We start from the raw sequence: 13,096 nt of genomic DNA on the forward strand, positions 1-13,096 counted from the left end.
TGTCATATCAGACACAGGGGTACAGAGCCGGGGCATCGTGGCTATGTTTGACACATAGATTCACAAAAGGGGTGGGTACGGCCCGCCCCTGGATGAACAATGCAAGGAAGAATGAATATGGTGTCGTTCAGTCGCGTCCTGTCCGCCGGTGCCGTTGCAACCCTGCTGGCAACAGCACCGCTTGCGGCCCATGCCGCCGAGATTTCGCCGCCCACGGGTGCCGGCGTTGCCAATCAGGTCGAGCAGATCGCCCCCGGCTCCCTTTCGGCCGAGACGGTCTATTCCGCCGTGGCCTCCGCCAAGCCGGCCGATCTGGGCGGGATCATGAACTACTGCATCCAGTCCAACTACCTGACCGCATCCGAGGCATGGCCGATACTCGCGGCATTCAACAAGAAGACGAATGACGTGCCCTCCAACCAGAAGGGCAACATGTCCTATGCCGATGGCTCCACCGGCCTGCTAAAGGTGGGCGGCAAGCAGCCCATCTCGCTGGAAGATGCATCGACCGACATCCGCAGGCAGGCCTGTGCGAAGGTCGAGGCACGGGCCAAGTCCATGCTCTGACCGGCCTGCCATCCCATCGGCCTGAAAACGCCCCGCCAGTACTGCTGGCGGGGTTTTTTCATGTCCGGTCCCTGCCCCACGCGGGCCGCGCCATAGGCATCCCGACCCGTTCGTCACGTCGTACGCCGCATGGTACCCATCATGGCCATGGGCGCGTGGTCCGCAAATTCATGTGCCGAACCGCGCCCTGCCGGGTGCCAGACCCGCCCCGTGCATCGTCCCTTCCGGCTGCATGGCGGCATGCCTGCCCGTGGTCTGCGCGCCACACGATACTGTAAGCCGGCACCGGATGATTATTTTTGTTGCGATTTCGTAATTCAGTGCATACGCTACATCTGATGTGGATATTCAGGAAAAACCGGATCATCAACCCCTGAATCTTAAATCGATTCCGGACAAGAAACATAATTCAGCTATGAAACAAGGCTGGAATACGCGTGAAACAGCAACCAGAAATAGTGCATACATTATAAATGACAGGGAACTGTCCATAATGGACAAATCATTCAGGGAAGCAATGTCACGGCTGGCCTCCGGCGTGTGCATTGTCGCGACAGATGGCGTGGCAGGCCGCGCAGGCGCCACCCTTACATCCGTTACGTCAGTCACGGATTCACCTGGGACGGTACTCCTCTGCCTGAACAGGAACAGCATGTCGCTGCCTGCCATCCTCGGCAACGGGGTCCTGTCCATAAACATACTGGCACAGACGCACAGGCCCATTTCGGACTGCTTTGCAAGCCCCATCAGGCATGAAGAAAAATTCCGCAACGGCATATGGACGTTCAGTACAGGGCGCTGCCCCGCACTGGAAGGGAGCCTTGCGACCCTTCAGTGTTCCATTGCCTCATCCGTTGAATCCGGCAGCCATACGGTCATGTTCTGCACCGTCAATGAAATTGACCTGCATGATGCCCCCACACAGCCCCTGATATATTTCTCACGGGGTTATGTAAATAATCAGCCACAGACATGAAATATATACCGCACCGCAAGGATACATCGACATGAAAAAGAAGATGCACCTGTTTGCCTATCTCAAAACAGGCCCGACATCCCTGCATCCGGGCGGATGGCGGCATCCAGAAGCAACGGTACAGGATATCTTCTCGCCATCACGCTACCAGTCCATTGCCCAGACCCTGGAAGATGCCTGCTTTGACGGCTGCTTCTTTGCCGACCTTCAGGGTCTTTATGACGTTCATGGCGGAAGTTTCGAATCATATATCAAATATGGCGGTCAGATCAGCTATCTCGACCCGATGACCGTACTGCCGATCATGGCGGCCACGACGCGCCATCTCGGGCTGGGCGCCACGCTGTCCACCACACTCCTTCCCGCCTACCAGATTGCCCGTAGCCTGCTCTCCCTTGACCTGCTGAGCGGCGGGCGCGTGGCATGGAACATCGTAACATCGGCCACGACACTCGAGGCCCAGAATTTCGGGATTGATGTCCTCCCCGACAAGAACCAGCGCTACGACATGGCTGATGAGGTCGTGGAGGCCTGCATGGCGCTGTGGAACAGCTGGGACCGCGACCCGTTCGAGATGGACAAGGAAAACGGCATCTTTGCCGACCCTGACAAGGTGCATTACGCAAACTACAGATTCCATGAGGAGTGGATAGCGAGCCGCGCCGTGTCAGAGTGTGCTTGCTGAAACTCTCTGGAGGGCAGAACCATGCTCGAGGCATCTGATCATCCCACGACCCCGTTCGCTATCCGCGTTGATCTTGGCGCGATCTTCGTTTCACTGGAACTTGGAAAATCGAGTTGGCTGGTCACATCGCTCTCACCCGGAAGCGAGAAGATGTCGCGCCACTCGGTTCAAGGTGGCGATATTGCGGGCCTGTTCGGCTGTTTCACTAGTCTTCGTGACAAGGCCCGCGCTCGGGAAGGAAGACTTTTTCCGCTTGTGGTGATTCAGGAAGCCGGATTGGATGGATTCTGGATCGATAGAGCCTTGAAGCAGGAGGACTGGATCGAGAGCCATGTCGTCGATGCGGCGTCGATCGCAGTTCCCCGCAAGCACCGGCGTGCAAAGACGGATCGTATCGACGGGGAGATGCTGGTCCGTACGCTGCTGGCGTTCAAACGCGGAGAGGCACGGGTCTGCTCAATGGTCCGCCCTCCATCACGGGAAGAGGAAGACCGCCGACGTCTCAGTCGGGAGCGTAAGGTTCTGGTGGGCGAGCGCACGCGGCATATCAACCGCGTCCAGGGCCTGCTGCTGAGCCAGGGCATTCGAGGTTACCGGCCGCTGCGACGGGATCGGCGTGCCTGTCTCGACGAGTTGCGAACGGGCGATGGTCATCCCTTGCCGAAGCATCTCAAGGCGCAGATCGGACGAGAACTGGACCGCATCGAACTTCTCATGGAACAGATTAAAATGGTTGAGAGCGAACGGGACGAATTGGCAAAAGTGAATGACAACAATCAATGTTCGCCAGTTGTCCTGTTGCAGGGTCTCAGAGGGATTGGCGCCGAGTTTGCCACCGTTCTGACGCAGGAAGGACTGTTCCGGCATTTCGACAACAGGCGGCAGGTCGCGGCTTATGCCGGTCTGGCGCCTTCGCCGTGGAAAAGCGGATCGATCGACCGTGAACAAGGCGTCTCGAAATCCGGTAATCCGCGCCTGCGCACGGCCATGATCCAGCTTGCCTGGCTGTGGCTCCGCTACCAGCCTGACACCGCGCTGGCGCAGTGGTTCCATGAACACGTGGGCGCAAGAAGTAACCGGAGCCGCAAAACGGCGATCGTTGCCCTGGCCCGCAAGCTTCTTGTTGCGCTCTGGAAATATGTCACGAGTGGTGTCGTTATCGATGGCGCGCATCCGGCGTCCCGCTGATGGAAACACCACAGACATAAACCCCATCCCCAGGACCTGATCAGTCCTGTGGATCCAGGTGAACGGACCGATCGGCCCCATGGCTTGCAATGCCGACCTTTCAGAATGGTCCCGTTCTCCTGAGCCTTTGCCCCGAATGCGGGATAGTGGTGCTGCCGCGCGCGAGCGGCGACCGGATGTGAGGTTCTACAGGTGCGGCATCGCGCCGGTAGTCGTTAAACAGGCTCAGACCATGGATCCAAAACACGGAGAAGAAAAAATGATCTCGCAGTGAAAGTGGCCATTGACGTGAAACTCCTCATGTGAGGGGCTGACGCTGCCGGTCTTCTATACGATGCTGGCGGAATCCATTGATTTCGGTGCGGCCACCACCGGCATCCGCGCCGCGGGGATTGCCTATTCAGTCAACAGCTTTGCGGGAAAGGTGGCCTGGGCGGTCGGGGGTTCCCTCTCGGCTGCCATGCTGGAGTGGGGGGGCTACATTCCCCATGCCCTGGCCCAGACGGAACGGGCCCGGGCATTCATCACCTTTGGCTTTGTCGGACTGCCCGCCATCATCGCCATCGTCTCGTCGCTGTGCATCCTCCTCTACCCTTCTGATGAGCAGATCCATTCCGTCCTGCAGCCAGGAGAACCGGCTTGACCTTCCCCAATACGGTCACGTCCCATACCGCCAGGGCACGCGCCCTTGTACGGCAGATGACCATCGAGGAAAAAATCAGCCTCGTCTGCGGGCAGGGACTGTGGCGCACCGCCGGTGTCCCCCGCCTCGGCCTGCCATGCCTGCTTATGGTCGACGGTTCGAATGGCATCCGCTTCGTACCCGACCAGGTGCCGGACAACGGACAGGACGGGGATCTGGGTGCCTTCCTGAACGTGGTTGCCGCAACGGATGAAGGCGAGCGGGCTGAACCGAACGCCCTGCTGGGCAAAAGCGTGCCCAGTACATGCTTTCCGGCACTTTCCGTGCTGGCAAACAGTTGGGACGTCACACTGGCCCGTACCATAGGCAAGGCCCTGGCCATCGAGTGCCGGGGCGTGGGCGCGCAGATTCTTCTGGGGCCGGGCATCAACCTCCGGCGCTGCCCGCTTGCGGGCAGGAGTTTCGAGTATTTCAGCGAAGACCCCGTTCTGACGGGTGACATGGCGGCAGGCTTCATACAGGGGCTGCAGGACCATGGCGTTGCCGCCTCGCTCAAGCATCTGGCATGCAACAATTCGGAAGTCGAACGGATCAGCATGGACTCCATCGTGGAACCACGCGCCCTGCATGAACTGTACCTGCTGGGTTTCGAGCGTGCCATCGCGCAGGCCAATCCATGGACGGTCATGACTTCCTACAACCTGCTCAATGGTGTTCATCCCGACCAGGATCCCTGGCTTCTCCAGACCGTGCTGCGTGGCCAGTGGTCCTATGAAGGGGCGGTGATGTCGGACTGGCACGGCATACAGGACCGTCCCGCCGCCCTGAACGCGGGCACCGATCTGGACATGCCCTTCAACAGCCTGCGCCACCGCAGACTGTCACAGGCCATAAAAACCGGGGCGGTATCCACCGATGTCCTTGATGAATCATGCGTGCGGATCGCGGCACTGACATTACAGGTCACCACGGCGCAGCAGACCATCAGGACATCCGCGCCTGATTTTACCGCCCATCATGCGCTGGCGCGGCAGGCGGCCGAGCGCTCATGCGTGCTGCTGCTCAATAAGGACGCCATCCTGCCACTGCGGCCCCGACAGGGCGACAGCCTGCTGGTGGTTGGCACGGGTGCCCGAACGCCTGAAATCCAGGGCGCGGGCAGTGCCGCCGTAAGGCCGCGCTGCTGCGACATTCCGCTTGAGGCCCTGACACAGGCCATGGGCAGGAATACCCTGCTGGAATGGCAGCCGGGCTGGGCTGATGATGGCAGCCATTGCGCCACACGACATGCAGCCGCACTGGAGGCGGCACGTCATGCCGATACGGTTGTGGTTTTTGCCGGCACGCCCCCGGCCATCAGTGGTGAAAACGCGGACAGGCCCGACCTGGGCCTCTGCCCCGCCCATGATGCGTTCATTACCGCCCTGTCCACGTTCCATAAGCGTATTGTCGTGGTCCTGACCCATCCCGACGCGGTGCTGCTGCCATGGGTGGACAGGGTATCGGCCATCCTTTCCGCGGGCTATGCCGGCGAGGGATTCGGGCAGGCAGCAGCCAACCTTCTGTCCGGTAAGGCCGTTCCTTCAGGCAAGACATCCGTTACCTGGCCCGAACGGCTGGAAGACTGCCCGGCCTTTCTGGGCTATCCGGGTGAGCAGAGCAGACATATCTACCGTGAAGGCATATTTGCCGGTTACCGTTATTTTGACATCCGCGGGATTACGCCACTCTTCCCGTTCGGGCACGGGCTGTCCTACACGACCTTTGCCTATGCGGACCTGTCCATGCAGGAAACGGACAGCCGTTTCACCGCCTCTTTCACCCTGGCCAATACAGGGACGCGGGATGCTTACGAAACCTGCCAGCTGTACATAGGCCGCCCTTCCCCACCCCTTAACCGGACGGGGCTGCACCACCCGGTGCGCATGCTGCGTGGTTTCAGATCCATCTTCCTCCGGTCCGGGGAAAGCAAAGCCGTAACACTGTCCTTCACCCGGCGTGACCTGTCCTGTTTTGACCCGACGCACGGGATCTGGACCCTGCCCGGCGGGCCGGTTACCGTGGAAATCGGGGCATCATCGCGTGATATCAGGCTTTCCTTGACCATGGAGGTTTCAGGTGATGCGCCGCAGCCGCGTTACCTGGACCTGTATACGCCCCCCGGTCAGGCACTGGAGGCGGCAGGGCTGGCTGATACCCTGGCCTCGTGGCTTGTCGAAACCGTGCACCTGCCCCGCCCGGAAGTGATGACCCGGCTTGAAAACAGCAGGCAGTCCTTTCTGGGCATTTACGATACGCTGTGCTGGGTGTTTGAGCGGGAACTGGATGAAAATACCCTGATGAACATCCTGCAGGCCATCAATCACCGCACTGGCGCCAGAAAGCCCGCCTAACCGCTACGGAACCAGATTTTCATGATCATCGCCAACACCCTTCCGCCAGCGCGCGCCTGGAACACCTGGTCCGACCGGCCGGCGGCCATGACATTCCTGCCCCTGGGCGTTCATGTCACGCCGCTGCTCTATTCCACACGCCACAAGGAGGCGACCCTGCTGCCGCCGGGTGAAGGCATGCGCTTCGGGCACCATGGCATGGACGGGCGGCTTGTGGAATTCGAAACCCGCCACGGCGGGACGCATATTGCCTTTCGCTATGAAAAGCATGATCCCTTTATCCTGCAGGGAGAATGGCGCGCCACCTCCCTGGCCGAATGGGGGCTGCGCTACTGGCTGACCCTCTGCCTGTCCGCTGAGACTGGTGTAACGGTGTCCCATCATGATGGCGCCTGTATTGTCCGTATCGGCTACCGTTACGTAGCGCTTGTCTCCCAGATGGCGGCGGTACAGGTCACCGCGCATGACAGCCTGGAAGCCGTGCTGGATGACTTCAATGCCAACGGCTATTTCCATACCGCAAGCCGGGGCGACAATGCCCCCGTCATCGCACTGCGCTTCAATCTGGAAATGATGCGCTCCGGCCGCTTTGCCGCGGCGGTGGCCGACAGCCGGGACCTTGCCATCAGGAAGGCGCGGGCCGCGCTTGCGCCGCCCCCCGCCGCCATCACGCTGCCCGCCCAGACCGGCCGCCATGCCGGCGCACTGGATGCCGTCAGGGACATCATGGCGTGGAACACGATGTATGATGGCATCAACCATCGCCCCTATACATCGGTCAGCCGGATCTGGAATCTGGGAAAGTTTGCCGTATGGTACAATGACCAGACATATGCCGCCATGATGACCGGCCTGTTTGACGCACAGATCGCGCGCGAGAACATGGCCGTGGCACAGGCCAGCGCCACGCCACAGGGCAATTTTGCCTGTATTGTCACATCCAATGATGCCTGGGTGGACCGGACGCAGGCTCCGAACGGCTCTTTCATGGTGTGGATGATCTATCTGCGCCACCGGGAACTGTCTTTCCTGCACGAACATTACGAGACCCTGGCGCGCAACCACATGTGGTGGCGCCGCGAGCGCGATCCGGATGGCATGGGCCTTGTTTCATGTGGCACCTCGGATGTGGGGGAGGCGCTGTACAAGGGCACGCATTTCGGCGCACGCAACGAAACCGGAATGGATAACTCCCCCACCCATGACGAAGCCATATATGACCCGCTGACACGCACGCTTTCCACACTGGATGTCGGACTGAACTGCTGTCTGGCCCTGGATGCGGAAATGCTCTCCCGCATTGCCAAGGCCCTGGGCAGGACTGCCGAAAGCCGGTCCTTTGCCGCGCTGGCGGAGGATACGCGACAGAAAATCCGTACATACCTGTGGGATGCGGAACGCAGCATCTATGCAAACCGGCACAGGCAGGGCGGTTTTGTCCGCAGTGTCGGCCCGACCAGCTTCTATCCCCTGATCTGCGGGGCCGCCACACCGGAGCAGGCCGGGGCACTGGTCAGGGAGCTTTTCAACCCCGAACGCTTTGGCGGGACATACATGGTGCCCAATGTCAGCCGTGACGACCCGGCATTCGCCGATAATGTGTACTGGCGCGGGCGCATCTGGCCAAACGTGAACTATTTCCTGTGGCACGGGCTGCGCCGCTATGGCTTCATACGGGAAGCATCCCGTCTGGCCACGGCCAGCATGCTGCTGTTCAACCAGTCCTGGACCAGGCACCGTATTGCGGGAGAAAACTATTCCGCAGTAACGGGGGAAGCCGATGACCAGCCCGATACGGACCTGTTCCTCTCATGGGGGGCGATGCTTCCCATGCTTGGTGTTGCGGATGTCATGGACATCAACCCATGGGACGGGTGGGAAATCCACAATACGGGCAAACCGGTCAGTATCGGGCCGCTCCAGTCCCCTGTCGGCCCGGTCAGCCTGACAGTGGAAGATGGCATGGCCACCCTCAGCCATCAGGACATGCCCCTTCTGTCATGGAATGGTGTGGGCCGGATGACGGACCTTGAACTGACAGATGGGCAGATCAGCTTCCGGCTGCATGCGGACAATCCGGCACAGCGTGGCAGGCTGCATATCGGCGCGCATTTTCTGCCGCGTGTGTGCGGGGTGTACCTGAACGGCATGGACGGACCCGCCCTGCAGGACGCGACCGTTGACCTGTCAGGCGTTGAAAATGGCCAGCGTGTGGACATCCGCCTTGCACCCGGGACATGATATGACCAATCCCCACGCCCCTTCCTGGTTCACCGCCCCGGACAGCCGGTTCAGGACAGCGGCCTTCTGGTTCTGGCATTTTCTCCCGACCGAAGAACAGTGCCTCCAGACCATTCGTGACATGAAGGCGGCCGGACTGGGCTGCGTGCTGGTACAGGCCCGGCTTCCCCTTCCGCTTGAAACCTATCTTTCGGACGCCTATCTCGCCCGGTGCCGGTTTGTTGCGCGGCAGGTGCACAAGGCAGGCATGCGGCTTGAAATCTATGATGAATATGGCTGGATGTCGGGCCATGGCGGGGGCCGGACCATTGCCGGTGCCGACCACCTGCGCGAACGGCATCTGTTCTGGGTGTCTGGTACGATCCGCAAGGGGCAGGCAACGCTGGAACTGGCGGGCATCCATTCCACCTTCCTTTCCTTCCTGGGGGCAGCGGGCAGGAACTGGTGCTACGAAGGCGGGCAGCCCCTATGGGGTGACTGGTCCGTAATCGGCGGGGGAACATGGCATGCAGGGCGGCCTGCCTGCACCGTGCCCGCCACACAGGTCACGATTGGCGAAACCCGGCCCGATGGGTGCGTGCTACATGTCCATGCCCCCACCCTTGCCGATGGAACGGACATTACCATTCTGGTCGCCGGCCGCTGCAAGACGTCACGGCTGATCAACTACCTGCTGCCCCAGGCCGGCCAGCATTTCATAAAACAGGCATACGAACCGCTTCTTGACGCATTTCCCACGGCAGAGGCCTTCTTCTTTGACCATCCCTATGCCGGCTTTTACCAATGGGACGGACAGTCCGGCACCATTGGCAACAGTATCCTGTGGGATGAAAGCCTGCTGGACGCCAATTTCACGCTGACCGGTTTCCTGACCTGCCTTTATGGAGAAGACGCGGAAGCCGGGCGCCTGCGGGGCGCTTTCTTCAATCGGTACATCCGGAAAATGCACGAGGCATTTTTCGGGGTGCTGCGCAAATGGTGTGACACACACGCGATTGGCCTGACCGGCCATGAACTGCTGCCCCATGTCGGGGGCTGGGCCCTGCGTGGCGGCCTGAACGGGTTTGACCCCCGTGTCATGCCCGGTAATGACCCCTTCGGGATTGATGCCTACAAAACCCGGACCGTCATGGATGCGGCCGATTACAGGCCCCAGCTTTCCGCCATACTGGGTGATTCCGTGGCCCGGAGCCATGGCCGCAGCCGCTGTACAGTGGAACAGTATTCGACAGGAAGGGAAGTCGGCCGCCCCTCCCTGCAGGGGCAATGGGACCTTACCCTTGACCGGTTGCGCGCGCAGATGCTGCGCCACACGCTGCAGGGGGCACGGCGCGTACTCCTGCACGCCGTGTTCCAGCCCGAAATCCTTGCCTTGGCCAGTGACGCCTGCCCTGATCCCCGCTTTGATTTTCCGCCGGGTTTCAACCTGCAGCCCTGGTGGCGCATGGCGCCGGGCGTCATGGATGAAGTGGCACGGCTTTCCGCCTTCCTTGAAGAGGGGACGCCCGTCCGGTCCGTCGCGCTACTCTATCCGCTGGAATCCCTTCTGGAAGGAACGGACGGGACAACACCCGCCTGCGCGCTGCATTTTGGCGCCTGGGCCGAGGCACTGTTCGATAACGGAACAGGCTATACCATTATTGATGAAAACCAGATCCATACGGACAATATTGAAAACGGCCTTCTTAACGCAAGATCCGGAACGTTCAGCTGCATCATCATTCCGGCCATAACCACATTCCGCAATACGGAAACACTGCGGGCACTGGATGTGTTTGCCAGATCCGGTGGCCGGCTGTTCTTTTCACATGACAGGAAGCCCGACGCCATTCCGTCAGGCGGCATGGAAAAAACCCTGTGCGGCACAGGCCATGTATCGGGCATTGACGAGATCGGCCATCATGTCAAAAAACATTTCCAGAAAGATATTTTCCATATCGAAAACATGCCGCAACGTCTGGCATTGCAGGAAATGGATGAGGCAACACGCCGGATTGCCGCATTCAATGATTCAGGCCAGATGCAGCATGCGGTCCTGCACCCCGCCCCTTACCACCGGAAGATCACGCAATGGTTTTGTGAAAGCGGAAAGACCCGGACACTCGCCCATCTTCCCGCAGGCTGCGCACTGCGCATGATATTGCGGCCTCTGGCACTCATTACCCTGGAAACACGCCGTGTGCCGCCCGCGGCGGCATGGCTGGCGCCAGACAGCCACCCTGTCCCCGCGCCTGGCGCACGCCCGGTCATCCTTGGCAGTGGCTGGTCTTTCCAGGCTGGTGAGAAGGCCCAACCCCACCCTATCCATGTTGACCGGGGCTGGGAGGCACAGGGCTACCCCGCGTTCTCGGGTGAAGGCCTTTACACCCTGTGCACCACGCTGCCCGCACACAGGGACGACCAGACATGGTACCTTGTCCTTCCCGAAGTGGGGGGCGCGGCGGAATGCTTTGTGAATGGCCAGCCCTGCGGCGGAAGCATCGGACAGGAAGCCGCATTCCCGCTGACGGACCATGCCGGTGCAATATCCATCCATCTCAGCCTGTACAATACCCTGTTCAACAGCCTCTACGCCAACCGGCCGGATCGTGACCCGCGCGGGTCGACCCGATCGGGGATACTGGCACCGCCCCGGCTTGAACTGCGGGAAAAGACCACCTGCCTGCGGATCGTACCGCCTGCCGCCCTGTAATGTCCCGACCGTACCGGCCCCCTAACGAACCCACACGCGTGAAAACGCCATGTGGTACAGGCTGGTGGAGAAATAATGACCCAGCCGGGGCGAGACCAGATCCACATAGCTTATGCTGATCATGGGGGCGGCGGGGGCAAGACGGGTGATGCGACCGTCCACCTGCTGCCACAGTACCTGCGCCGCCTGCGCGTCGGGCGCCTGCCGGATGCGTGCCACCAGCGCCTGGACCACCGGGTCGCACAGGCCCGATATGTTGATCGAACTGTCGGAACCGGGATGGAAGTTCTCGCAACCGAACACGGTATCTAGGAAATTGGAGGGGGAGGCATAATCCGCATACCACCCCATCAGGCTGATCTGGACGTGGTTGGCCGTGTTCTGCGCATAGGACAGTTCCATGGCGGGTGAGAGCGGATGCAGTCGCGCATGGTAGCCAATGGCCTGCAGCATGTCGCGCAGATAGGTGCCCATGCTGGTGTCCATGGCCGTGGCCTCGACAATCAGGGTTACGTCCTGCCCCTCCGTCCCGCTTTCATGCACAAGCTGGCGCGCGCGGGCCAGATCGGGGTGGGCCCAGACAGGGGCCGGATGATCGGGATCGGCCCCCTGTGTCCACGCACAGGCGCCATCACCGGGCAGCAGGCCCGGCGGCACCATGCGGCACAGCGGGGCGGCGATGCCCGACCCGCCATACAGGATGGTCATGGCGCGGCGGTCCAGCGCGTAATTGACCGCCTGCCTGGCCTTGATGCTGCTGAAGGGCGGGATGTTCACATTCATTGGCAGGAACAGAAGGCCGTAAAGCGGATAGACGTGTACCTGCGCGGTGTACTGTCCGCCGATCTCACCCAGCCGGTCCAGTGGCTTGAGACCGGCCATCCAGTCATACTGCCCGCGCTCCACCGCAGTCAGCGCGTCTTCCTCCGACAGGCCGAAATCATAGTCGATGCCGTCCACATAGCCATCGGGCTGTGCCGTCTCGCTCCATTCATGAAAATAGGGATTGCGCTCCAGCCGCATGCCCCGGTCGGGACTGGATGAGACGATGCGGTACGGCCCGGTGCCGGGTGCGATATCATTGCCCAGATCATGGGCGGGAGTACTGGCGGGCAGGATGACCGCGTGGCCGAAAGCGATCTTGTACGGGAATTCGGAATCCGGTGCGTTCAGGCGGATGGTAATGCGCCGGGTGGCTGCATCCGTTTCCACCCCGCCCTGCAGCGTACAGGCCGCTGGCGCGCGCAGGCAGGCATCCGCGCCGATGATGCCGCCGTAAAATGACCCGGCCGTAGGCGAACCCACCATGAAGATCCGCCGCAGCGAAGCCGCCACATCCGCTACCGTAACCGGCGCGCCATTGGAAAAGCGGATACCCTCCCGCAGCGTGAAAACCCATGTCCGCCCCCCGTCCAGCCGCTCGGGCATGGCCTGCGCCAGATCGGGCACGACCTGACTGCCTGCCGGTCCCTCCAGCTTGGGATAGGTCAGCAGCCCGTCATAGACGACGCTTTCCAGCTGCATGTACTGGCTGGTGTAGTTGATCTGCGGGTCCAGCGTTCCGGCGGAACTGGCTGCGGTCAGCCGTAGCGTGCCGCCCCGGTGGGAGCTGGCCTGCGTATCCGCCCGCGCGGGCAGGCCAAGCAGCGCAAGCCCGCCCGCAAGGACCAGGCCCGCATGCCGCCACGCGGGCTTCATGCGCGGCCCCTTT

Annotated in this window: 9 protein-coding genes; 8 read left to right on the forward strand and 1 reads right to left on the reverse strand. The window is 61.1% G+C overall.

Features of this window, described 5'->3' with window-relative positions:
* The first annotated feature begins 117 nt into the window (after positions 1-117).
* From GWK63_RS13980 to GWK63_RS14015, 8 genes are all read left to right on the forward strand, one after another.
* Positions 118-567: a DUF2501 domain-containing protein gene (locus GWK63_RS13980; RefSeq protein WP_034931049.1), complete on the forward strand. Its 450-nt coding sequence runs from the start codon at positions 118-120 to the stop codon at positions 565-567.
* Positions 568-907: 340 nt separating this feature from the next.
* The gene (locus tag GWK63_RS13985) at positions 908-1,543 is read left to right on the forward strand and encodes a flavin reductase family protein (RefSeq protein ID WP_007397443.1); all 636 of its coding nucleotides are present in this window, start codon (positions 908-910) and stop codon (positions 1,541-1,543) included.
* 31 nt (positions 1,544-1,574) lie between these two features.
* Complete coding sequence (locus tag GWK63_RS13990; protein ID WP_007397442.1) at positions 1,575-2,228, forward strand: LLM class flavin-dependent oxidoreductase; 654 nt, start codon at positions 1,575-1,577, stop codon at positions 2,226-2,228.
* A 21-nt stretch (positions 2,229-2,249) separates the two neighbouring features.
* The gene (locus tag GWK63_RS13995) at positions 2,250-3,416 is read left to right on the forward strand and encodes an IS110 family RNA-guided transposase (protein WP_050800526.1); all 1,167 of its coding nucleotides are present in this window, start codon (positions 2,250-2,252) and stop codon (positions 3,414-3,416) included.
* 334 nt (positions 3,417-3,750) lie between these two features.
* Positions 3,751-4,059, forward strand: a complete 309-nt coding sequence (locus GWK63_RS14000; protein ID WP_007397423.1) for an MFS transporter — start codon at positions 3,751-3,753, stop codon at positions 4,057-4,059.
* A complete protein-coding gene (locus GWK63_RS14005) occupies positions 4,056-6,452 on the forward strand; it encodes a beta-glucosidase (protein WP_007397422.1) in 2,397 nt (798 codons plus the stop codon). The genes GWK63_RS14000 and GWK63_RS14005 overlap by 4 nt, the downstream gene beginning before the upstream one ends.
* Positions 6,453-6,473: 21 nt before the next feature.
* The gene (locus tag GWK63_RS14010) at positions 6,474-8,693 is read left to right on the forward strand and encodes an MGH1-like glycoside hydrolase domain-containing protein (RefSeq protein ID WP_007397421.1); all 2,220 of its coding nucleotides are present in this window, start codon (positions 6,474-6,476) and stop codon (positions 8,691-8,693) included.
* Position 8,694: 1 nt separating this feature from the next.
* Positions 8,695-11,385, forward strand: a complete 2,691-nt coding sequence (locus tag GWK63_RS14015; RefSeq protein ID WP_039998571.1) for a hypothetical protein — start codon at positions 8,695-8,697, stop codon at positions 11,383-11,385.
* A gap of 21 nt (positions 11,386-11,406) precedes the next feature.
* On the opposite strand, the gene GWK63_RS14020 is transcribed toward GWK63_RS14015, so the two are convergent.
* Positions 11,407-13,083, reverse strand: a complete 1,677-nt coding sequence (locus tag GWK63_RS14020; RefSeq protein ID WP_007397419.1) for an ABC transporter substrate-binding protein — start codon at positions 13,081-13,083, stop codon at positions 11,407-11,409.
* Positions 13,084-13,096: the final 13 nt, after the last annotated feature.

The organism is Komagataeibacter rhaeticus (assembly GCF_011611525.1).
Lineage (GTDB): Bacteria > Pseudomonadota > Alphaproteobacteria > Acetobacterales > Acetobacteraceae > Komagataeibacter > Komagataeibacter rhaeticus.

What these genes read in the sequence shown, in the direction of transcription:
- GWK63_RS13980 (WP_034931049.1), top strand. Translation starts at nt 118, where the DNA reads ATGGTGTCGTTCAGTCGCGTCCTGTCCGCCGGTGCCGTTGCAACCCTG.
- GWK63_RS13990 (WP_007397442.1), top strand. Translation starts at nt 1,575, where the DNA reads ATGAAAAAGAAGATGCACCTGTTTGCCTATCTCAAAACAGGCCCGACA.
- GWK63_RS13995 (WP_050800526.1), top strand. Translation starts at nt 2,250, where the DNA reads ATGCTCGAGGCATCTGATCATCCCACGACCCCGTTCGCTATCCGCGTT.
- GWK63_RS14000 (WP_007397423.1), top strand. Translation starts at nt 3,751, where the DNA reads ATGCTGGCGGAATCCATTGATTTCGGTGCGGCCACCACCGGCATCCGC.
- GWK63_RS14010 (WP_007397421.1), top strand. Translation starts at nt 6,474, where the DNA reads ATGATCATCGCCAACACCCTTCCGCCAGCGCGCGCCTGGAACACCTGG.
- GWK63_RS14015 (WP_039998571.1), top strand. Translation starts at nt 8,695, where the DNA reads ATGACCAATCCCCACGCCCCTTCCTGGTTCACCGCCCCGGACAGCCGG.
- GWK63_RS14020 (WP_007397419.1), bottom strand. Translation starts at nt 13,083, where the DNA reads ATGAAGCCCGCGTGGCGGCATGCGGGCCTGGTCCTTGCGGGCGGGCTT.